We start from the raw sequence: 22,524 nt of genomic DNA on the forward strand, positions 1-22,524 counted from the left end.
GACTAACATCTCGCACTTTAGACTTGGTAAAGCATTTATTTTAATCAGATGGCCGGGATGAGTGGTGGTGCTCTTGGCTGAAAGTAAGGAGGAGTACGTACTGATCACTGAGAACCTCACCAAGAGGTTCGGTGGTCTCATAGCAGTAAACAACGTCTCCCTAAAAGTCAAAAGAAATTCCATGACCATGCTCATGGGTCCGAATGGTGCCGGTAAATCTACTTTCGTCAACACATGTACTGGTGTGCTAAAGCCTGATGGAGGTAAGGTAATATTCGATGGCGTTGATATAACGGGCTGGCCCCCGCACAAAGTTTACAGGGCTGGTTTCGTTAGGACCTTCCAGATCCCCGCTCCCTTCTTGGGGCTCACCGTCCTAGAGAACGTACTTGCGGCTATGAGCCACTCAGGGGAGAGTCCGCTGAAGGCTCCTATAAAATCTCTATGGATAGAAGAGGAAGAGGAGAAGGTGAAGAAGGCATTTGAGATATTGAGGCACGTGGGACTAGAGGATCACTGGGATAAGCTCGCTGTCACCTTGGGAGGAGGTCAGCTTAAGATGCTAGAGGTATCTAGGGCCCTCGCAACGGGAGCTAAGCTAATAGCCCTCGATGAGCCAATAGGCGGAGTGGATCCTGCCTACGCTGGTGAGATCCTGACTTACGTAAGCAACCTCAGGAAGCAGTGGGATGTCAGCTTCCTCCTGATAGAGCACAGGATAGATATAGCCCTGCCCTTCGCTGATTACGTGTACGTCCTTGATAGGGGGACTTTAATCGCAGAGGGACTGCCTGACGAGGTCGCGAATAACCCCAAGGTAATCGAGATATACATAGGATGAGGGTTGGGTGATCTTATGGCTATACTGGAGACGAAGGGTTTGTATTCTGGATATGGAAAGTTAGAAGTACTGTTCGACATAAACTTCGAAGTGAGAGAGGGAGAGATAACTGTGGTTGTTGGGCCTAACGGCGCGGGCAAGACCACTCTCCTTAACAGCATAATGGGGATAGCCACCATTCACAAGGGCCAAGTACTTTTCGAGGGACAGGATGTCACTAAGGTCCCGGCCTATAAGAAGGCTAGAATGGGTATAGCGTACCTGCCCCAGCTGGGGAATGTGGCCTCGGGATTGAGCGTCGAGGAGAACTTGAAGATAGCGGGCTACCTTCTACCTAGGGAAGAGGTTCCTGAGAGGATCGAGGAGATTCTTGACATGTTCCCTAGGCTGAGGGAGTTCAGGAAGAGGAAAGCAGGAACCTTGAGTGGTGGAGAAAGGAGAATGCTTGCAATAGGGATGGCCCTTATGAGAAGGCCCAAAGTACTCATGTTGGACGAGATGACTACCGACCTAGCTCCCATCCTAGTGAAGCAGGTCCTTAACAAGGTGGTTGAGCTAAGAGATGAATATCACCAGACCATAGTTATGGTCGAGCAGCACGCAAAGAGAGCGCTGGAGGTCGGGGATAGGGGATACCTTCTAGTAAGCGGGACTATGAGATATGAAGGGGAAGCCAAAGAACTACTGGAGCATCCTCAGTTCGCTAAGCTGTACTTAGGCATAATCAAGTGATGAGGACCCTATTCCTCCACCCTTTTTGCGAGATCATAAGGCTAGAGGTTAGGTTTATCACTAATTCCAATGGGCTTTCTCAGGTGATATCTTGAGTGTTGAGGATGGGAGGGCCTACCTCCAGAGTGCATACCCAATAATATACCCTATTGTGTTAGAAAGGGCCAAGGGAATTGAAATCTGGGATGTCGATGGGAACAAGTATCTCGACTTCTTCTCGGGATTCGGAGTTATTAACTACGGTCATTCGCATCCTAAGATAGTCAACGCCGTTAAGGAGCAGATGGAGAAGATCGCCCACATAGGCATGATCTATTACAACGTTCCCGCTCTCGAGCTTGCCAAGAAGCTCGCGGAAATAGCTCCTGGGGACCTCAAAAAGACGTATTATGCTAACAGCGGTACTGAGGCTGTGGAGGGTGCAATAAAGTTGGCCAAGAAGTACTCGGTGAAGGTTCAGGGTAAGACCGGCGCCTATGTCATAGCTTTCGATTTCGCGTTCCACGGTAGGGGGGCTCTGACCCTCACGCTCACCCATGAGAGAAAGTATAAGAGGCATTTGGGTCACTTCGCTAACTATCCCGGTGTTGTGCACCTCCCCTCCCCCTACTGCTTCCGGTTCCCGGGAGATGTGGAGACCTGTAAGAGCTACACCTTAGAGAAGGTAGACGAGTACATAAGGTACCATCTGGGATCAGAGAACGTGGCCGCAATAATAATGGAGCCGGTGATGGGTGAGGGAGGGATAATAGTCCCACCCGATGGCTGGTTAAAGGAACTCGAGAAGATCGCTAGGGAGAACGATGTCCTCCTCATAATGGACGAGGTGCAGAGCGGCTTCGGGAGGACCGGTAAGATCTTCGCCCACGAGTGGGAGGATGTCAGAGCCGATATAATGACCATGGGCAAGGCTTTGGGAGCGGGACTTCCACTTGCCGGCACTATGACGACGGAGGAGGTGGACAAGGCCTGGGAGCCCGGAGATCACAATGTGACGTTCTCTGGTAACCCGGTAGCATGCGCAGCGGGACTCGCTGGGGTAGAGGTCATGTTAGAGGAGAAGCTGCATGAGAACGCCCATAAGGTGGGAGAGTTCATAATGGAGAAGCTCAGGGACTCCGCCCTCCCAGCCATAGGAGAGGTGAGGGGGAGAGGTCTCTTCATAGGGATTGAGCTCGTCAAGAACGGGAAGAAGCCGAATCCGGAGCTCACGAAGAAGGTAAAAGAGGGAATGTTCAAGAGGGGATACATAATAGGGACCGGCGGCATGTTTGGAAACGTGGTGAGGATCGAGCCTCCACTCACAGTCACCATGGATCAGGCCGACAAGATGACTGATGACCTCATTGAGGTAATCAAGTCCTCTTGAACACCTCTCACATTATTATTTTATCGCTGGGTGGAATCCGGGTGCTTCGATTGAGAGCTGTTGTGACTGGAGGAGCAGGGTTTATAGGCAGCAACTTGACGGCGAAGCTCCTGAAGGATGGAGCCGAGGTAGTCGTTATCGATAACTTCATGACCGGATCGAGGGAGGTGGCCAACCTCCTCAAGGAAAGGGGCGCGACACTTTTGGAGGGGACCTCCTCCTCCGTCAGGAAATTGATGCCCGTAGATGTAGTCTTCCACTTAGGCATTCCCTCTTCGAGCCCGATGTATCGAGAGAATCCTGATCTCCTCTCGCTTGCGGTGAGGGATGCCGTCGCCATATTCGAATATGCCAAGGAGTCGGGTGCAAAGGTCGTTTACGCGTCAACATCCTCCCTATATAACGGGAATGATCCTCCGTTCACCGAGGATATGCCCGTTTTCCCGACCGACTTCTACACTGAGGGGAGGTACTGGATAGAGAGATTGGCTAAGGTCTACCATGAGCTGTACGGGGTGGAAAGCGTGGGACTGAGGCTGTTCAGCGTTTATGGGCCTAATGAAAGGCCTAAGGGTTCCTTCGCTAATGTGGCCTCTCAGATGGTATGGGCCGCGCTGGAGGGCAGATCCTTCGTCATATACGGTGATGGGAAGCAGACTAGAGATTTCATCTACGTAACAGACGTTGTCAGGGCCTTCCTGATGGCTTGGGAGAGGGGTGAAGATTACGAGGTCTATAACGTTGGTACCGGAAAGGAGACCTCGTTTAATGAGTTAGCTGAGCTGATAAGGAGTTTGGGTCTCGATCTGATGCTGGAGTACAGGGAGAACCCGATAAAGAACTATGTTTACAGGACGCTCGCTGACACGAGGAAGGCTGAGCGGGATCTGGGGTTCAAGTATGAGGTGGAGCTGGAAGAAGGTTTGATGAAGGTCATAAGAGCCTATAGGGAGAAAGGCTTGATCCTTGCGTACTGACAAGCGATATTTCAGCCCGTATCATGCCCTATAGGTGGGGGTCGATTACCCCTGGGTAAATCATTTTTAAAGTCCCCTCATTCTGGGATGGCTATCTCATCCCCCCTTAGGTAGAGGGCGCCCATCATTTTAAGGATAGCCCGATCATAAGGCAGGGTGATACCCCTGCGCATTTTGAAAGGTAAGGATGCGTGGAAATTCCTAGTCGAACTGGAATCCCGTGAGATAGATCTGGCTGTTTTCAGGGAATCGGTGAAGCCCATTATAGAGCAGATCAAGTTGAGAGAGGACGAGGCCGTATCCGAGTTCACTGAGAGGCTTTATGGCGTTAAACTCTCACCGGAGGAGTTTCAGGTAAGTGAAGATGCTATGGATGAGGCCCTCTCCCAGATCGGCCGAGACCTAGACACCATCGAGGAGCTTGTGGAAAGAGTTAGAGAGTTCTACTCGATGCAAAGGGTGGAGGACTTCGTGGTGAGGAGAAATGAGAGTGAGTACGGCGTCAGGTGGATTCCCCTTGAGAGGATAGGAATTCATGTTCCGGAAGGCGAGGGGTTCTCTTACTTCTCCACCTTGATATACACCGCCGTACCCGCGAAAGTGGCTGGCGTCCATCAGATCTACGTATTCACCCCACCTCTTGCTGGCGGTCAGGTCAGTCCCTATCTCCTAGCTGCCGCGAAGCTCTCAGGCGTCAAGAAGATGTACAGGATCGGGGGTCCCGTGGCGGTCGCCGCCATGGCTTACGGAACTACGACGATACAGGAGGTCCAGAAGATATTCGGAACAGGGGATCTGCTCTTCATGGTAGCCAAGAGAATGGTCTCCCCAGATGTAGCGGTGGACTTCCCATCTTCTCCTGTCGAACACGTGGTCGTCGTCGGAAGGGGAGTTGACGCCGAGAGGGTGGCTTGGGAGTTGGTGTCTCAAGCCGAGCACGGACTAGATACATTCCTAATGGTGCTAACGGTGGATGAGGCTCTCGCCAATGATATCGCGAAGGAGATAGAGGAGATACTGGATGGCCTCTCCATGCCCGCCGTCGATGACGCCAGTGTCCTAGTGCTAGGTAGCTGGAGGGAAGTAGAGGAGGCCGTAGATGTTATATCTCCGGCCAGAGTGCTCGTGCTCGGAGATCCTGGTGAGGAGCTGAGGTTCACCAATGTTGGAGCTGTGATTTGGGACACTCCATCTCCCCTAGCGGATTATGCCCTCGGTGTACCCCAGAGACTACCCTCATCCAGGTATAGCAGGTTCAGAGGTCCTCTAACCCTGTTCGACTTCATGAAGTCGGTCCTGACGGTTAGGGGGAGTGATGAACTGGTGAAGGAGTTCGGAGACCTATCTGTCAGGATAGCTAAGTTGGAGGGTATGGATTTCCACGCGAGGTACATAGAGAGGTTTATGAGGGGCCAGTAGCTTGGGTGATGGTTATATAGTCCTCATCGGAAGGTATGTTGAGACCCGGGGGGTGCCGGGTGGTTAATGTCCTGCATGCTTGAAAGGGAGAAGTACGCTGACTACCTCGCCAGCGCCATAAAGGAGGAGTCCCCTTGGATAATTGAGATGAGGGCGGGTGTGTCCCTTCTGGCCACCAGAGAATATGAGGTGGACGGAAAGAGCGTCCGCTCCGGTTTCATTGTTAACCTGATCCCATCTCCTGACAGGCCTAGGGTCGGTAGGGTTGATCCCCTAGTCCTAATCGATGATGGGGGAGATTGGAGGGTTGTGGACTCCCTGTGGACCTTGGGCAGGCTGGCCGGTGGTAGTACGGCGTCCGCCTTCGCGCAAAATCCCATAATAATGCTGGATGCTTCGTCGGGTCCGGCCATAATCAGGAGGATGCTTCCTAGGACCAAAGAACTCGCGTCTATTTCCTCTGAATACCCTGAGATCCTCACTAGAGCGTCGGACAACTCATCAGTCATAGGGGAGAAGCCCCTCGAGGAGATTCACTCCATTCTCTCCAATCTGATACCCTACCTCTACGACATGAATATGGACATAAGGGGTAAGATCAACATTCTACTCGGAAGCTGGGGAGTAGAGGAGTTCAGGAAGCAGTTCTCAATGAGCCTAGAGGCCATCAGGGTTATTGAGGATGAGGCTCAGAGCACCTACGACAACCTCAGTCAGCTTGTCAGGGTTGACGAGTTCGTAGCTTTGAGAGAGGAGGAGTTCTCCATAGTAGGCGACAGTGCCGAGATAACCCAGAGGATATCATTGGGTTGGATCTTCTATTCACTAGGTAGGAGACCTACGGGTGAGGCCTACACCAAGGAGTTCTATAACGAGCTTGGAAAGAGAGACCTAGATGAGTGGATAGACCCTGAAGACATGTCCCGCTGGAAGGAAGTCATGATAGAGGCCATCAAAGAAGTCTTGAGGAAGTGGGTCGAAGAAAGGGCGAACAAATTGAGCGAAGAGCCGGAACTGGATAGCAGGAGCTCCACGCTTGAGAGGATGGTCAGGGGATTCTCTGAGGAGGAAGAGCGCAAGATAAGCGGGAGCTTGGAGAGATTCTTCTGAGGACGATTGAAGGATCGCTTGAGGGAACCCGAGAGGGGTGGGGGAACCGAGATCGGTGGCTATATAAACCCCCCCCCCCCCCTCCCCCCCCCTCCTAGCCAATCGAGTCCTCATAAATTGGATGAGAAGCGTTCTGATATGAAAAGAGCATTTTTAGTGATCTTTACAAACTAAAATAGTTATAAGAACCGCTTAAAGCTTGAGAAAACAGGTGAGAACTTGAAATTGAGAGTTTAACAATATCTTTTTCGATTTAGTTATCCTAGCTCATTAGGGAACCCTTCTAGACGCTATAAACCCGGATATAAACGCTCTATCCCTCCTCTAAAGCTTCCAGATCTCTTTTCATAATATTTTTAAAGAGCTAGAGCGGTCTCACCATGAGATGGGGGTGGAGGTGCGGTAAAATGGTGAAGGCCTTTGAGTTCCATGTGGTCGGTGAGCTCCTCGATGTGGAACCCGAGATGCTCGATGACGTGGAATTCGTCCAGAGCGCGCTGGTTGAGGCGGTTCTGAGATCCGGTCTCACACTATTCGACGTGTTAAGTCAGAGGAGGCCGGAGGGAGGCGTCCTGAGCATAGCAATTATAGGGGAATCGCACGCAGCCGTGCACACGTGGCCCGATCGCGGACTGGTCACTGTGGCGATATCTTCCTGTAAGGACGCTGAGAGCACCTGGCAGGTATTCATCGAGCTGAAGAGAATCTTCAGGGCTAAGAGGCACAAGGCTATAGAGATGAGGAGCGGTATCCCGCTCATGGAAAGGATAGAGGGACTCCCCGTGGAGGCCCTCGCCTGACAAGCTACCTCCTCTTCACCTCGAACCTTATCTTACCGAATCCCGCATTTCTCATGTATCCGACTCCCACCAATTCCGCGAACCTCAGGTAGGTGTTGAGCCACGTGGCCATCTCCTCATGGGAGCCTGAGTGCCATTCTGGATGATCCACCACCTTGTAATTTACCCAGCCCATGAAGCCAACCAACGTCCTGCCCTCACTTATCTCGACAGGTTTCGTTGTGCACAACTCATATCCGGTCTCCACGACACTCAAATCGGCCCACATGGACATTATCCTAGTCTCCGGCCCTTTCTTAGGTGACAGCGCATTCCAGACCGCGGATGCTGACGAGACCACCATCTTGGAGTTAGGATATAGGTAGCAGTATGGGGTCGACGTCCTCCTGAAGCATGTGGGAGTGAGGAACCTTATCCTGAAGTTCTTGCAAGGCTGATCCTGTATGAAGTCCTCTATATCTATCTCTTGGTAAGAGTACCCCACCACCTTAAATAGCACATCCCTTATCTTTATGGTGGGTTTCTTGTAAATCCATCCCTTCACGGCTTCTGCGAGAGTCTTATCGTCGAATATGATGACCGATCCCCTGTATTCAGATCCCGAATATACGAGATCATCTTGGAAGCCGCAAGGTAGCTGCCTCCTGTCCCTGAGGAAGGCCTCGATGAATATCTTGTTGGAGGACATCTCTAAAGCCTTTGCCAGTAGAGGGTTCTGAGATGATAGAGCTTTAAACAGAGCACGCCTCAGAGGAGGCCCCGTGAAGGGAACTATACCCTCACCCTGACTTACAGCCTCTATCTCTATCACTGAGATCATTTTTTAGATCCCCGTTTCCCGTAAATGCTCTTCTTTAAAACCACTCTCCCCGGATGAACCCTGACGTTGTGTGGGCTGATCTTTATATGGATGCCGGGATCCCGCCCCCTAGATGGGAAAGATCAGTGGGAAAATAGTCCTGATAGTGGGGCTTCCCGGAAGCGGGAAAGATGCAGCAGCCAAGGCAATCGAGGAGGAACTGGGGTTCAGGGTTTTGAGGATGAGCGATGAATTGCTGGACGAGCTCAGGAAAAGAGGGCTCCCAGTAACTAGGGAGAACATGAGAAAGGTGGGGATTGAGCTTAGAAGTAAGATGGGCCCTTCGGCAATCGCTAAGTTGGTGATAAAAAGGATAGAGGGGTTGGACGGGGAGAAGGGATTTGTAGTGAATGGCATAAGGAACTTGGAGGAGATAGAAGAGTTCGAACGCAGGTTCAGCGACAAGGTGGTGACGATAGCGATACTGGCATCCAAGAACCTGAGATTCCTGAGGCAACTGAAGAGGAGGAGGGTGGGGTTTGACAAGGAAAGTTATGAGGAGTTCCTAAGTGAGGATAGGGAGGAGATAAGGGCCTTCCATCTGGGGGACGCCATCGCGGCAGCAGACTACTTCGTCCTGAATGAGGGGAGCTTAGAGGACTTGAGATGGAAGATCGTCAGGCTCCTGCTCACGATCAGCTGACAGATCTCCATTTCAGGCCCAGCTCATCAGCTAGCCGATAGGCCCTCGTCATCTCCTCAGTAGTCACCCTCCTGTTTATCTCGTCAAACTTGCTGGCCCTGTACTCGGGCCTGTACTGATCCATTATGTTCACCAATATGTCGGGGATGTTATCGGAGATCCACCTCAGGATGGGTTCCGTGCAGCAGTTCAAGTGCCCAGGAAGGACCAAGTGCCTCAGCACCATCTCCCCGGGCGGATAGTCGTACGCCATTTTCAAGTTCCTAGTTACGGTCTCCCTGGAGCGAGGGATCTCGCTGTACTTCCTAGCACACTCATCGTTCCAGTACTTGAAGTCCGGCAGCCAGAGATCCACCAGACCGAGCAGGAGCTTCATAGCCTCTTCGCTCATATACATGTTGGAATTCCACACGACGGGGAAGTCCTCCCTGACGAGGTTGAGGGACGAGATTATCAAGGGGAGGTTGGGTGTGGGCTCTCCTCCGACCAGATTAATGTTCCTGGCGCCCTGCCTCCTCAGCTCGTCCATAATAGACGCAAGTTCCCGTTCGTCCACACGCCTGCCTGATTCGGGGAATTGAGATATATCCCAGTTCTGACAAAAGATGCATCTGAAGTTGCATCCGGTGAAGAATATAGTTCCAGAGGGGGTTATAGGGGCCTCCTCTCCCATGTGAATGAAGGCGCTCGCCACCCGTGAGTCCCGGACCCTGCAGACGCCTATCTTCCCTTCAAGTCTGTTCACACCGCACTTCCACTCGCACAGCCTGCACTCCCGGAGCAGATCCTTGGCCAGGAGTGCCTTGAGTTCGAGCAAGGAGGTTCTCCCATCTCTCTTCTCATTAGGGCATCCTCCCTCTAACACGCATTTCGAGAGTATCTGGAGTCCCTCGTCGTGAGTGGCCCAAGGATCGTCGCCCACATCCAAGAATATCCTCTGAGTCAGTCTGAAGAGGGGAGGTTCCTTCCTCCTCACTACTCTTACGTACCTCGGTATCGTGTCCCTTATCTCCTCGTTCTCGAAGGCCGAGAAAGCATCAGGCCTCAGGAACCATGCCATGCTATCACCGAAGGAGGTGGAGGTGCGGGGAGTCGCCCGGCACGGTGTCCGGAGGGAGGCGTCCTGAGGACGCCCGAGATCGGGGCCAATTTAGGGCCCCTTCCACTTCGGTGGTAGGCCATAGCCCGCACATCGGGCTAAGCCCGCCAAGGGCCGGGCGACCCCACTATATAGAACCGGAAGGGGTATATAACCCTTCCACCCTATATCAACACTTTTAACAGTAAAAGGAGAAGAGGGGGGCGTAAGGATAATGTCTTACATGGGAGATCGAGGAAGGGATGGACATCGATAGAACCCGGTTTGGGCCAGCTGGTTACCCACTGGATGCCCCTAAGGAGGAGGCATTCACGTATCTGAGGAGCATAGGGCTGGACGGGATGGAATACCAAGCCGTCAGGTCGGTTCCGAAGAACAAAGAACTGCTTAAATGGATAAGGGAGCAGTCAGAGGAGAACGGCGTAATGCTCTCACTTCACGCACCCTATGCCATAAATTTGGCATCCGAGGATCCCAAAAAGAGGGAAGCAAGCATTGAGAGAATCTTATCCGCGGCCGTGGCTGCCCATAGAATGGGCGCAAGGCACATCACATTCCACCCAGGATACTACGGTAAGTTCGGGAGAGATGAGGCCTTGAAGATAGCAATAAATTCTTTGGAGCGTCTCAACAGCGTGATAAAGGGCAGAGGACTCCAAGTCGAGCTCGGCCCGGAGACCACGGGGAAGCCCTCGCAACTAGGTTCCCTAGACGACGTGCTCGCTATGGCCGAGAGTGTTGATGGTGTCGTACCGACTGTGGACTTCGCCCATATACACGTGAGGGATGGAGGCGTGATCAAGGGCAGGAAAGACTACGAGAGGATCCTAGATGAGATAGAGGGCAGGTTAGGCACGTTAGACGGTCTCATCGTGCATTTCACTGAGGTGGAGCCCACCAAGTCGGGTTACGGGGAGAGGATGCACCACGAACTGGGATCTGGCTATGGCCCCGAGTTCGAGCCCTTAGCTCAGCTCATGGTGGAAAAAGATGTCCGGTGGCTGGTGATCTCCGAGTCCCCCCTGTTAGAGAGGGACGCCCTGAAGATGAAGCTGGTCTACGAGCGCTTGAGGCGGAAACGGTGAAATATTTATAATGATGGTTGCCTCCTCTACTTCGGTGCCCGGGTGGTGTAGCCCGGTTAGCATAGGGGCCTGTCGAGCCCCAGACCCGGGTTCAAATCCCGGCCCGGGCGCCATTTCACTATATTCGCAAAGGTGAGGGCAATTCCGGGGAGGAAATACGCGATCACAGTAAAGCAGAGTAAGGCCATCATAGACAGGGCGGTCAAGGAGATAAGGAGCATGAGCAACGTCTTCAGGAGGAGGAAGATCTCCCTCCAAGTGCTCGAGGTTCCATGGAAGGGGAAGGTGGCCAAGGTCTATTACTACGAGGGAGAACCCGTGCTCGTCGAGCTCCCCACTGAGGATAATGACCTCGTACCCTTCCTCACGGCCGTCGAGAAGTTCGGTCTCAATCTACCTAGGGTGGTGGTGGACTTGGGGGCGGTTAAACCGATAGCCAGCGGAGCCCACGTCATGGGACCGGGCATCAAGGAGGTCATGGGGAACTTCGACGAGGGAGACTTGGTAGTCGTGGTCGACGAGAGGTTGGGGGCAACCATAGCCATAGGCAGGGCTCTCAGACCACCGGATCAGATAAAGGAGAGGGGAAGATCCGTGAAGAATCTGCATCACGCCGGAGATGCGATCTGGAGGGCAGTTGCCGCTGACTCAGGTTGAGGGAGGTGATTTCCTTCGTGGAGGAAGATACACTGAGGACGCTCTTTGAGCCCAGATCCATTGCGGTTATAGGCGTGTCCAAGACTCCCGGCAAGATGGGTTACGAGGTCCTCACCAACTTGGTTAAGTACGGTTTCCCTGGGCCCATATTCCCCGTGAATCCCAAGTACGCGGAGATACACGATATCAGATGCTATAAGACGGTTCTGGATGTGACGGAGGACATAGATCTCGCAATTCTGGTGTCGCCCGTTGAGAGGATCCCGAAGATCATGGGGGAGCTCGGCGCCAAGGGCGTTAAGGTCGCCGTGGTCATTTCTGGGAAGAGAGGTGACCCCTCCTCCTACGACGTATACGAGTCAGCCCAGAAACACGGGATAAGGATCCTGGGCCCGTCCTCTATGGGTATATTCCACATCAAGAGCCGACTTAACGCCACACTGGGTCCCATGGAGGTGCTTGAGGGAGGAGTTGGCCTCGTCACGGAGTCCCGTACCTTAGGAATGGCACTCATGGGCCTAGCCACTGTCCAAGGTGTCGGACTCTCAGCGGTGATAGGGCTGGGCGACAAGCTAGATATCAGCGAGAGGGAAGTTCTGAGTTATCTAGCCGAAGATAGGAGCACCCGATCCTTGGTGCTGCATACCGAGAGCGTTAAGGATGGCGGTTCTTTGAAGGCCGCAGTCGAAGAGGTAGCCCGAAGGAAGCCCTTAGTTATCCTCACGGCTTCAGATCAGGTGAAAGAGGAGTTGAAGGGACTTCAGGATAGTCTACCGATAACTGATGATGTGATCACAGCCTTGGACATGGCCTTGGTACTTTCCGGTAAGAGGATCAAAGGTAGATCCTTCATCGCCGTGACCAACAGCGGGGGAGCGGGAAAGCTCCTTAAGGGGATGGCTTCTGATTCCATTCTTGACTTACCCGAGCCCAGCAATGATCTGATTGAGGAGATGAGGCAGTTCGTACCGGAAGGTGGGAATTTTTCCACCAATCCTGTGGACATAACAGGTAGAGCTGGGACCGATGTTTACAGGGGCGTGCTGGATGTGCTTATGTCTAGGAGGGATGTAGATGGTGTCATTGCCCTGCACTGTGAGACTGCTCTCTCTGATCCCATGAGGTTCGCCAGCATGATATACGACCTCTGGGATCTTTATGATAAGCCGATAATCCCGGTGATAATGGGTGGAACGAGGGCCTTTGAGGCGGTCCTCTCCTTGAGGAGGAAGGGCATACCCGCTTATCCCACCCCGTGCCGTGCGCTGAGATCGGCCGACTCGCTGGTAAGATGGTCACTATTTTCAACCTCCTAAAAGGCTGGATTGGGTAGAAAATTTTCCTGTATTCCACAAGATTGTCGTCGGTTTGATTGTATTCCGAGGTTATATTCACTTCGACTCTGATGTGTGAGGCTATTCGCACAATTATAAGTTACCTCAGCGCCTAATGCATGGGGTTGCTTTTATGGGAGATCTGCTCGCCCCAGCCAACACCCTAGAGGTGCTACTCGGAAACGAAGCCGTCGCAAGAGGGGCCTTGGAGGCAGGCCTGAACGTCGCCGCGGCCTATCCTGGTACACCAAGCACGGAGATAGGTGAGGCCCTAGCCAAAGTAGCCAAGCTCGTGGGCATATACTTCGAGTGGTCGGCCAACGAGAAGGTCGCCACGGAGGTTGCGATGGGGGCGGCGTGGTCCGGTCTCAAGGCCCTGACCATGATGAAGCACGTAGGCTTCAACGTTGCCTCCGATGCTATCTTCACCCTAGCTTACGCGGGAGTGACCGGCGCCATGGTCATAGTATCAGCGGACGACCCCCATGCTCACAGTAGCCAGAACGAGCAGGACAACAGGCATTACAGCGAGTCAGTTGGATTACCTATGTTGGAGCCATCCAACCCTCAGGAAGCCAAGGACTTAACGAAGGAAGCCTTCGAGCTGTCCAGCAAGTACAAGATACCCGTAATGGTGAGGACGACGACTAGGATCAGCCATCAGAGAGGTCCCGTTCGCTTAGGAGAGATAACGGCTGGCTTCTCCAAGGGCAAGTTTGTTCCTCCAGAGCCCGATAGGTACCTCCAAGTGGGCGCCATAGCTAGGAAGCATCACGCGGAGCTTTTGGGTAAGCTCAAGGAGATATCCTTAGATGTAGCACCCTCCTACGCTAAAGTAGAGGGAGCTTCCGATGCGGAGTTCGGGGTCATAACCTCAGGTGTCGCCTACGCCCATGCTAAGGAGGCGCTGAAGCTCGTTAACGTGAACGCCAAGATCCTGAAGCTGGGAATGACTTTCCCACTCCCCGAGAAGGACATAGGAGAGTTCCTCTCCTCCGTGAACACCGTGCTGATAGTGGAGGAGCTGGATCCTTACCTAGAAATGAGGGTGAAGGCCATAGCCAAGGACTACGCGCCTGAGGTCGAGGTCCTAGGTAAGTTGACCGGCCACATGCCTAGGGTCGGAGAGTACACCATGAGAACCGTGTTAGAGGGACTGTCGAAGGCGTTGGGAGTTGTCCTTCCCGTTAACTTCGCCGAAATAGATAGTAGAAGCTCAGAAATACTTAAGAAAGTCCCTCCGAGGCCTCCAATCCTGTGCCCTGCATGCCCCCACAGGTCTACGGGGTACGCCCTCAGAAGGGCCGCGGGCAGGGCCGCGTTTATGGGCGATATAGGTTGCTACGCCCTGCTTTTCCAGAAGCCGTTTAGAGTGGAACACGTCACTCACGCGATGGGCTCTTCCATAGGTTTGGCTAATGGGATAGATGTGGCCACAGATCAGGACGTGGTCGCGTTGATAGGTGATTCCACTTTCTTCCACGCTGGCATACCGGCGCTGATAAATGCGGTCCACAATAAGAGGAAGATGACCGTGGTGATAATGGACAACAGGATAACGGCCATGACAGGCCACCAGCCGCACCCGGGTACGGAGGTCAATGCGGTGGGTGATGAGGCTCCTGCCATAGATATAGAGAAGATCGTTCGATCCATAGGCATCGATTACGTCAAGGTAGTAGATCCCTACGATCATGCTGCCACTGAAAAGGTGATAAGGGACGCACTGAAGCATGATGGCGTCTCTGTGGTGATAACCAAGAGGGAGTGCGCCCTACTTACAGTGGCTAGGCTTAGGAGACAGGGGCAGAAGATAGTCCCGTATAGGGTGAACCCCGACAAGTGCACTTACTGCAGGGTCTGCATAAACACCTTCGCCTGCCCGGCCTTCGTTGACACCGGCTCTTTGGTAGAAATAGATCCAACAGTGTGCTTCGGCTGCGGAGCCTGCGTTCCTGTCTGTCCGTACGGAGCTTTCGAACCTCAGGAGGGATCACTCAATTGGAGGGAGCAGAAGATAGGGGTGTGAGAGCATGAGCGTGCGCGAGTTCAACGTGATAGTTGCTGGAGTCGGTGGGCAAGGCATCCTGTTCACCACCAACGTGATGGCTAGGGCCGCGCTCAAGCTAGGCCTAAACTTCGCCCAGAGCGAGGTTCACGGTCTCTCTCAGAGGTACGGGTCTATAAGAACCGAGTTAAGAATTGGAAGCGATGTATCCAGTCCCCTCGTACTAGAGGGAACGCTTGACCTGCTAATAGCACTGGAACCGCTCGAAGGGCTAAGGCAAGCACCCTACATCTCGGAAAGGACCACGGTGGTCATGAACAACCACGTGATACCCCCGGTGGGGGCGTACTTGGAGAGGTTTCCCATACCCAGCTTCGATGAGATCTTGGAGCTCATGAGGAGCCTCAATCCCAAGCAGATAATGGTGCTGAATGCATACGACATAGCGAAGAGGGCTGGCGATTACATAGTCGCGAATACCGTGATGCTCGGAGCCGCTCAGGCCACCGGAGTGCTGCCCTTCCCGGAAGGTGTCCTCAGGGAAGCCTTGGAGGAGGTCTCTCCCTCCAGATATAGGGATTTAAATTTGAGAGCCTTCGACCTCGGGAGGGAATCTGTATCCCCCCCGAGGTGATTTTTTGCCCGCTAGGAGGATAGCTGTAGTAGATAGGGATAGGTGTAACCCGCGCAAGTGCGGCTTGGAGTGCATAAAGTACTGTCCAGAGGTCAGAATGGGTGTCGAGGAGACCATCAGGTTGGAGGATGATCTCCTAGTCATAGATGAGGAGCTGTGCACGGGATGTGGGATATGCGTCAAGAAGTGCCCGTTCTCCGCCATCTCTGTCGTTAACCTACCTGCCCCAGTGGAGGGTGAGGAGGTACACAGGTACGGGGTGAATGGGTTCACCCTCTTCAGGCTACCTATAGTGAGGCCCGGCGGGATCGTGGGTCTTGTGGGTCCGAACGGTGTGGGCAAGACCACCTCCATATCCATTCTGTCGGGTAGGATAAAGCCCAACCTAGGCAGGGTGGACGATGAACCGGATTGGGATGAGGTGATAAGACATTTCAGGGGTTCTGAACTCCAAGATTATCTGAAGAGACTCGCTGATGGTCAGATAAAGGTCGTGAACAAGCCCGAGAGGATAGATAAGATACCTCAAGTCGTGAAGGGGCGGGTCATCGAAGTCCTCGAGAAGGTGGATGAAAGGGGGGTCCTAGATGAAGCAATGGGCTTTCTAGGATTGGGTAAGCTCAAGGATAGGAGAGTAGGGGAGCTGAGCGGTGGTGAGCTCCAGAGACTAGCTTTAGCGGCGGCCTACGTGAGGGATGCTGATGTCTACGTGTTGGACGAGCCAACTAACTACTTGGATGTCTATCAGAGGATGAGGGCCGCTAAGCTGATAAAGAGGCTCCAAGATGACGGTAAATCCATTATGCTGGTGGAGCATGACCTAGCGGTGCTGGATTACCTCAGCGACTACGTTCACATACTTTACGGGGAGCCCGGGGTTTACGGGGTGGTCAGTCATCCCCACTCCACTAGGGAGGGGATAAACATCTTCTTGGACGGGTACCTCCCGGATGACAACGTCAGATTCAGGGAAGAGCCCATCTCCTTCTTGTCTAGGGTGGGCAGCCCCGAGATCTCGGAGAACCCCGTTGTAGTGTACACCAGTTTGGAGAAGAGATTGAATGGATTCAGTCTACATGTTGAGGAGGGGGAAGTCTACGCCGGAGAGGTGGTCGTGGCGGTTGGCCCCAATGGAATAGGGAAGACCACCTTCGTGAGGATGCTAGCGGGCGAGCTCAGTCCTGATCAGGGTACCGTAATGACCGAGGGCATAAAGGTCTCTTACAAGCCTCAGCACGTGAAACCCACGTATGAGGGCACCGTGGAGTCCCTCCTACGCAAGGTGGCTGGATCTAGCTACTCAAGCCCATACTTCAGAGCGGAGGTGGTCAGGAGGTTGGGAATAGAGAGGCTGCTGGACAGGTACTTGGATGAGCTCAGCGGTGGAGAGCTTCAGAAGGTCGCCATCGCAGTTTGCTTGGGTAGAGAGGCCGATATCTACCTGATAGACGAGCCCAGCGCGTTCTTAGATGTAGAAGCTAGGTTCGCGGCAGCGAAGGCTATCAGGAGGAGGATTCAGGGAGAGAATAAGGCTGTAATCGTCGTGGAGCATGACCTCCTCACAATAGAAGCGGTGGTTGATAGGATTATGGTCTTCTCCGGGCAACCTGGAGTTGAAGGTCACGCCAGCAAGCCCATGGATCCCAGAGAAGGACTTAACGAGTTCCTGAAGGACGTCGACGTTACCTTCAGGCGCGATCCCGACACAGGCAGACCTAGAGTCAACAAACCCGGCTCCAAGATGGACCAACTGGCGAGGGCAACTGGGAGGTACTACCCATGAATCTGCTCGGGTTCCTGCTAGGCAAGAGGGATGAGCTGAGGGATCTTGGATTAAACGCCAGCTTACTGCCGGCAACCGTCTCTCTCCTCCTCTTCTTAATTGTGGATGCCTTAGCTCTCTCGACGCTGGGGGTGAGGATAGCCTGCTCTTCCTCTGTCATGACGGAGAGGGTGGCGATGTTCATTCATGTGAAACAGCTCCTGCTCCTCTACATGTGGGTCATAACGGCAGTGAGCTGGGGGATATCTTCGGTCGTCTCGGGGATCTCCGTAGCTAGGAGGGCTAGGATGAGGCTCAGGAAATACCACTACCTGATGGCCCTCTGCTCCCTTCCGCTCACCATTGTGGGGGTCCTCAATACGTTGGTGCTGATGATATCACCGGGCAGGGTCATCTCATGCGAGGGTTCCACTTGGAGAGGTCTTCTATTAACCGTATTTTCAGAGATATTCTCGTATCTTGTGTCTTTCCCGCCTATAATCTCCTTAATATTGGCCCTAGCATCCCTCGGCTGGTTCACCTACCTCTCCTACAGAGTGCATGCCGTGACCATCGGGCTGGATAGGGAGGACGCCCTCAAGTACTCGCTAAAGTTCACCTCGACCTTCGTGGGTTCCATAATTCTGATAAGCGTCCTGATCTCTATCATTATCGTATTACCCCAGTTGCTCTAGCCAGCTTTTCGGCCGCGGTTGGGGTGAGCCCTGTCACCCCGAGTATGGTGTACCTGTCTCTTATCTTGTGAGCCACTGTCAGGGCCTTTACCACGAGATCGGGTCTTAAGCCAGCTTCCTCCGCTGTTGTTGGTACGCCTGCCTCTCTGAGCTTTTCCTTTATCCATTTCCAATCCTGACCTTGGAGGTAGGCCATCATTATCGTTCCCAAGGCCACCTGTATCCCGTGAGGTGCGGGTTTGACGCCCTCCTCGACAGCTATCGCATCTAAGGCGTGGCTGAACATGTGCTCACTACCGCTGGCAGGCCTCGAGCTCCCGGCTATGCTTATGGCCACGCCGCTGCCTATCAATGCCTTTACCAAGATCCTAGTGGACTCCTCCAATCCCGATTTTATCTCAGAGGCGTGATCTGTCGCTATCTTGGCGCTGAGCAGCGACATCGAGGCGGCATACTCGCTATACGGTTCATCCTTCAGCTTATGAGCTAACTCCCAATCCCTCACGGCCGTGAACTTGGCCACCAAGTCGCCGAATCCGGATTTGAATGTCTCAGGTGGGGCTTTATTTATCACCCGGGTGTCGGCAATAACCGCTGTGGGTGCTTCCATCCCTCTAACCCCACCGAATCTGGTTTCAGCCTGCTTTGACAGGGAGAAATTCACCGCAGGCGATGCGATTCCGTCGTGACTCGCTGAGGTGGGGACCACGGCGTACCTGACCCCGAGCTTAGCTGCAGCTAGCTTAGTGACATCTAGGGGTTTACCGCCTCCCACCCCTATTAGGAAGTCGGCGTTCCTCTCTTCCGCCTCCTTGATAACCTCGAGGACATCATCTATACCTCCCTGACGGGCTACGACGTGGTAAACCTTCATATCACTCTCCAACATGTCGATAAGGTCCCTAGCCACATTGGCCGTCAAGCTGGATCCGCTGACCACCACGGCCGTCCCGATGAGACCCAAGCTATGCAGTATCTCAGCTGTCCTTCCCAGAGCATTCGGACCGAAAATGATGTATCTTGGGCTCTCTATCTTTTCCAGTCCTTTGCCTGAGATCAGTTCACCACGCACCTAGGTGAAACGGCTGGAGGAAAATAAAAGTTCGTGGGAACGATAATCATTAATTAAGGGAGGTTTCCCTACCATGGGACCGAGGAATGGAGACCAAGACCAAGATAGTTCTACTGCTAAATCTCGTCTTCGTGGCTCTGCTCCTATCTTGGCCGGTGGTAACGGCACCTAAGTTCAAGATCTCTCTTAACAAGGATACGGTCCCCTTAGGGGGAGAACTCCGGTTCACAGTGTCTTTTCCCAGCCCTCCGTCATCCGTAAGAGTGGATGTCGTGGACCTCGAGAGGAACATGACCATAGAGTCCAAGAGCCTGCAACCAAGCAAAGTAGTGAGCGCTACCATCCCGATCGATGAAGGAAGGTACAGAATAGGCCACTATTCGCTGAGGGTGGTGGCAAATCTCGGTAGCACCGTCGAGGAAGATGCCTATTTCAACGTGTTCGGGGGCGCTCCTCTGAACATTACCCTAGAGACGGAGGAAAACCTGTCCGCCTTCATCAATGTGACGGCTGAGAAGCAGTACACCACCGTCTCCAGTAAGGTGTATGCTACCGTAACGATGGAGGGGAAGCCCGTCAAGGGGGCCAAGCTCATAGCCCTCACCATGGGACCCAACGCCACCGTGACCTCCGTGACTCATACTGATTCTGAGGGCAAGGCCGTCTTGGATTGGAGCGCTAATGTGACCGAGGACACCACCTACGTAGTAGTGGTGCAGGCGCTGAAGCCGGGACATCCCATAGCCTCTGGAGAGGTCGAGATAAGGGTGAGGGTTGAGAAGGGGAGCTAATCATTCTCTAGCCGAGAGAACCTCTCCCCTCTCTCGGACTTCCTCCAGCTTTTCCTGCAACTCCTCCTTATTGACCTTGTGGAACAGGGGTTCCACTTCCCCCAGCTGGACTCCGGTTACGATGTTGAATGCTTCAGAGAAGGGCGCGGGTTCACCGTCAAGACCCATCATCCTCCACAGCTTCTCAGCCGAGAAGGGCATGAATATATGCATGTAGGAGGCCATAGCCTTCAGCAGATTGAATGAGGCGATCACGGTGGAGTCAGCGCGTGGTTTGTTCTTCCTTATATCCCTCCAAGGCTCCCTGCTGTTGAAGAACCTGTTTCCGAGCCGCGCCATCTCTAGGAATTCCTTGAGGGCGTCCCTCAACCTGACCCTCTCTAAGTTGTCCTCTACCCTTTCAGCTATCTCCTTAGCTTCCTTCAGCATTTTCTCCGACTCCTCGTCGAGCTGGGCATCTGGAACGATCCCATTGTACCTCGACTTGATGAAGGAGAGCACTCTGTGGATCAAATTGCCTAAGGTATCGTTCAGCTCGTCGTTGATCTTGGCCACCATGTCGTCCCAAGCGAAGTTGGCGTCCTTTGTCTCGGGCCTTATGTATATCATGTAGAAACGCCAGTAATCGGCGGGAAGCAGGGCTAGGGCCTCGTCTAGCCATATACCTATCCTCTCCCTCTTGGAGAATTTCTCCCCCTCGAAGAGAAGGAATTCCGTGGAGGCCACGTTGTAGGGCAGGACGTACCCTTCCTCACTAGCCATTAGCAGCGCTGGGAATATCAGGGTGTGGAAGGGTATGTTGTCCTTCCCTATGAAGTAGATCGATTTGGTGTCCTTCCCCTTCCAGAACTCGTTGAACTCCTCAGGTTTGCCGAGTCTCTCGAAGTGCTCCTTCACCGCTGAGACGTAGCCCAAAACCGCTTCCATCCACACGTAGATCGTCTTCCCCTCGGCCCCGGGGAAGGGAGCTGGGATACCCCACTTGTTATCCCTAGTTATTGATCTGGGTTTCAGGCCGTCCTCTATCATTGAGAGGGACATGGACCTCGCGTTATCTGGAAGCTGCTCGTTCGACTCTACGTACTCCTTGAGTTTACCGGAGAATTTGGGTAGATCGAAGAACCAGTGCTTCGTCCTCCTGAGTTCCGGTTCAGCACCGCATATGGCACACCTCGGGTTGATCAGATCTGTCGGGTTCAGGAGCCTCCCGCACCTATCGCACTGGTCGCCGTGGGCCTTCTCGTACCCGCAGTAGGGGCACGTCCCGATCACGAACCTATCGGGCAGGAACATCTTGTCGTTGGGGCAGTAAAGCTGTTCCGTCTCCTTCTCGAATAGGTGCCCGTTCTCGTAGATCCTCATGTAGAACTCCTGAACGAACTTCACATGGGTGGGGCTCTCCGTTCTCGTGTAGTTGTCGTAGCTTATTCCGAACCTATTGAAGAGATCCGAGACGTAAGAATGCATCTTGTCAGTGAGCTCCTTAGGACTTATCCCTTTCCTTATCGCCTCTATTTCTATGGGAGTTCCATGCTCGTCGGAACCTGATACAAAGACCACCGAGTCCCCTTTCTTCCTCCTGTACCTAGCGTACACATCGGAGGAGAGTACTTGTATGAGGGTGCCCAGATGGGGCACAGCATTTATGTAGGGCCATGCCGAGGCCACTATCCACCTCATCTTCGCTCCCGCAAATGGCGCTATCAAGAATTTTAAGCCTGTGCTCAATTCAGCATGGATCACTATGGTTGAAGATGTGAACTCCTGCATCTATGAGGTGAACGAGGAGTTCCTCTCCTGCGTCGAGGACCTCTTGAGGGAGGAGGATCCGAAGGAGAGGGTGAGAAAGCTAAGCAGGGCCGAGGGTTATCTCAGGTATCTGTTCTTCGAGCTAGTAGGTCACCTGAAGGATTGGAAGGGTGGTGATCTCAGGACATTGGTGTGCGGCCTGTCTTACCTGATACCGCTGGGAGTCAGGTTATGTTACGACACGGAAGATGGAGTTCAGGAGACCGCCTGTGGAATAGTTAGGGATCTCATAGATCTCGCCTTCTCACTCATGAGGAGGTGGAGGGGGAGTGAGGAGGTCAAGGAAATCGGGGCGGAGCTGTGGACCAAGCTGGATGTGGAAAATGGTTTGATCGACAGGGGAGAAGCAGAAGCTCTAGCTCTTAGACTCTCCTCCGCCATTTCGAGGCTCCTTGTCTGAACAGAACAGTCTCACTATCTTATCGATTATCGAGGAACTTGAGCTGTCCCCGAACCTCGGAAGCCTCACCACTTCGATCTCCATACCTCTCTTCCTCAGCTCTTCCCTAAGCCATCTCTCCTCGGCCCATTGATCGTATCCTAGGGCTATTACGTCCGGTCTTATCTTCACTATGGAGTCTAAGGGTTCTTTCTCACCCAGAACGACTCGATCGACCGGTTTCAGGTTTTTCACTATGTAGGCCCTAGACGACTCTCTTATCACTGGGAATCTTCCCTTGAACCTCATCACATTATCGTCTCTCGCGATGACCACCACGAGCTCCCCATCCTTGCCGGCGAGTTTCTTAGCTTCCCATAGCATCTTGATATGACCCTCGTGGATCAGGTCGAATGTGCCAGCCACCAAGACCCTGCGTCCCATCACTC

At 53.3% G+C, this 22,524-nt stretch carries 22 protein-coding genes and 1 tRNA gene; 18 read left to right on the forward strand and 5 right to left on the reverse strand.

The genetic code is table 11. The features are described 5' to 3' along the window. The first annotated feature begins 73 nt into the window (after nt 1-73). The 7 genes from QI197_05020 (at nt 74) to speD (ending at nt 7,248) form a co-directional block, all read left to right on the forward strand. Nucleotides 74-841: an ABC transporter ATP-binding protein gene (locus QI197_05020; GenBank protein MDK2372721.1), complete on the forward strand. Its 768-nt coding sequence runs from the start codon at nt 74-76 to the stop codon at nt 839-841. Between the two features lie 15 nt (nt 842-856). Then, nucleotides 857-1,573 carry an ABC transporter ATP-binding protein gene (locus QI197_05025; protein ID MDK2372722.1) on the forward strand — a complete coding sequence of 239 codons (717 nt, stop codon included), beginning with the start codon at nt 857-859 and terminating at the stop codon, nt 1,571-1,573. Between the two features lie 91 nt (nt 1,574-1,664). Continuing rightward, entirely contained in the window at nt 1,665-2,942 is a 1,278-nt protein-coding gene (locus tag QI197_05030) for an aspartate aminotransferase family protein (GenBank protein MDK2372723.1), read from the forward strand. Nucleotides 2,943-2,992: 50 nt separating this feature from the next. Beyond that, entirely contained in the window at nt 2,993-3,919 is a 927-nt protein-coding gene (locus QI197_05035; GenBank protein ID MDK2372724.1) for an NAD-dependent epimerase/dehydratase family protein, read from the forward strand. A gap of 174 nt (nt 3,920-4,093) precedes the next feature. After that, entirely contained in the window at nt 4,094-5,338 is a 1,245-nt protein-coding gene (gene hisD / locus QI197_05040; protein ID MDK2372725.1) for a histidinol dehydrogenase, read from the forward strand. Between the two features lie 75 nt (nt 5,339-5,413). Next, nucleotides 5,414-6,448: a hypothetical protein gene (locus tag QI197_05045; GenBank protein MDK2372726.1), complete on the forward strand. Its 1,035-nt coding sequence runs from the start codon at nt 5,414-5,416 to the stop codon at nt 6,446-6,448. A gap of 407 nt (nt 6,449-6,855) precedes the next feature. Continuing rightward, entirely contained in the window at nt 6,856-7,248 is a 393-nt protein-coding gene (speD, locus tag QI197_05050) for an adenosylmethionine decarboxylase (GenBank protein ID MDK2372727.1), read from the forward strand. Between the two features lie 4 nt (nt 7,249-7,252). Here the strand turns inward: speD and cas6 are convergent, their stop codons facing one another. Then, complete coding sequence (gene cas6, locus QI197_05055) at nt 7,253-8,068, reverse strand: CRISPR-associated endoribonuclease Cas6 (protein ID MDK2372728.1); 816 nt, start codon at nt 8,066-8,068, stop codon at nt 7,253-7,255. A gap of 112 nt (nt 8,069-8,180) precedes the next feature. Here cas6 and QI197_05060 point away from each other — a divergent pair, with 112 nt between their 5' ends. Next, a complete protein-coding gene (locus tag QI197_05060) occupies nt 8,181-8,750 on the forward strand; it encodes an AAA family ATPase (GenBank protein MDK2372729.1) in 570 nt (189 codons plus the stop codon). Here QI197_05060 and QI197_05065 read toward each other — a convergent pair. Then, the gene (locus tag QI197_05065; GenBank protein MDK2372730.1) at nt 8,743-9,810 is read right to left on the reverse strand and encodes a radical SAM protein; all 1,068 of its coding nucleotides are present in this window, start codon (nt 9,808-9,810) and stop codon (nt 8,743-8,745) included. The genes QI197_05060 and QI197_05065 overlap by 8 nt on opposite strands. Nucleotides 9,811-10,091: 281 nt before the next feature. Here QI197_05065 and QI197_05070 point away from each other — a divergent pair, with 281 nt between their 5' ends. From QI197_05070 to QI197_05105, 8 genes are all read left to right on the forward strand, one after another. Next, on the forward strand, nt 10,092-10,934 hold the full coding sequence (locus QI197_05070) for a TIM barrel protein (GenBank protein ID MDK2372731.1): 843 nt from the start codon (nt 10,092-10,094) through the stop codon (nt 10,932-10,934). Between the two features lie 36 nt (nt 10,935-10,970). Beyond that, nucleotides 10,971-11,047, forward strand: a tRNA-Asp gene (locus tag QI197_05075). Between the two features lie 19 nt (nt 11,048-11,066). Further along, complete coding sequence (locus QI197_05080; GenBank protein ID MDK2372732.1) at nt 11,067-11,591, forward strand: RNA-binding protein; 525 nt, start codon at nt 11,067-11,069, stop codon at nt 11,589-11,591. A gap of 17 nt (nt 11,592-11,608) precedes the next feature. Further along, complete coding sequence (locus tag QI197_05085) at nt 11,609-12,907, forward strand: CoA-binding protein (GenBank protein ID MDK2372733.1); 1,299 nt, start codon at nt 11,609-11,611, stop codon at nt 12,905-12,907. Between the two features lie 151 nt (nt 12,908-13,058). Further along, nucleotides 13,059-14,954, forward strand: a complete 1,896-nt coding sequence (gene iorA, locus QI197_05090; protein ID MDK2372734.1) for an indolepyruvate ferredoxin oxidoreductase subunit alpha — start codon at nt 13,059-13,061, stop codon at nt 14,952-14,954. 4 nt (nt 14,955-14,958) lie between these two features. After that, nucleotides 14,959-15,567, forward strand: coding sequence for an indolepyruvate oxidoreductase subunit beta (locus tag QI197_05095; GenBank protein MDK2372735.1), 609 nt, complete (start codon nt 14,959-14,961; stop codon nt 15,565-15,567). Between the two features lie 4 nt (nt 15,568-15,571). Next, the gene (locus tag QI197_05100) at nt 15,572-17,350 is read left to right on the forward strand and encodes a ribosome biogenesis/translation initiation ATPase RLI (GenBank protein MDK2372736.1); all 1,779 of its coding nucleotides are present in this window, start codon (nt 15,572-15,574) and stop codon (nt 17,348-17,350) included. After that, complete coding sequence (locus QI197_05105) at nt 17,347-18,024, forward strand: hypothetical protein (GenBank protein ID MDK2372737.1); 678 nt, start codon at nt 17,347-17,349, stop codon at nt 18,022-18,024. Before QI197_05100 ends, QI197_05105 begins: the two co-directional genes overlap by 4 nt. On the opposite strand, the gene QI197_05110 is transcribed toward QI197_05105, so the two are convergent. After that, nucleotides 17,999-19,096 carry a sn-glycerol-1-phosphate dehydrogenase gene (locus QI197_05110; GenBank protein MDK2372738.1) on the reverse strand — a complete coding sequence of 366 codons (1,098 nt, stop codon included), beginning with the start codon at nt 19,094-19,096 and terminating at the stop codon, nt 17,999-18,001. The genes QI197_05105 and QI197_05110 overlap by 26 nt on opposite strands. An 86-nt stretch (nt 19,097-19,182) precedes the next feature. Between QI197_05110 and QI197_05115 the strand changes: the two genes are divergently transcribed. Then, nucleotides 19,183-19,887 (forward strand): hypothetical protein, encoded by a 705-nt coding sequence (locus QI197_05115; GenBank protein MDK2372739.1) that lies wholly within the window; start codon nt 19,183-19,185, stop codon nt 19,885-19,887. Here the strand turns inward: QI197_05115 and metG are convergent, their stop codons facing one another. Continuing rightward, nucleotides 19,888-21,567, reverse strand: coding sequence for a methionine--tRNA ligase (metG, locus tag QI197_05120; GenBank protein ID MDK2372740.1), 1,680 nt, complete (start codon nt 21,565-21,567; stop codon nt 19,888-19,890). Nucleotides 21,568-21,631: 64 nt separating this feature from the next. Here metG and QI197_05125 point away from each other — a divergent pair, with 64 nt between their 5' ends. Next, nucleotides 21,632-22,096, forward strand: coding sequence for a hypothetical protein (locus QI197_05125; GenBank protein MDK2372741.1), 465 nt, complete (start codon nt 21,632-21,634; stop codon nt 22,094-22,096). Here the strand turns inward: QI197_05125 and QI197_05130 are convergent. Next, nucleotides 22,052-22,519, reverse strand: coding sequence for an FAD synthase (locus QI197_05130; GenBank protein MDK2372742.1), 468 nt, complete (start codon nt 22,517-22,519; stop codon nt 22,052-22,054). The genes QI197_05125 and QI197_05130 overlap by 45 nt on opposite strands. Between the last annotated feature and the right edge of the window lie 5 nt (nt 22,520-22,524).

It is taken from the genome of Thermoproteota archaeon, from assembly GCA_030130125.1.
Taxonomy (GTDB): domain Archaea; phylum Korarchaeota; class Korarchaeia; order Korarchaeales; family Korarchaeaceae; genus Korarchaeum.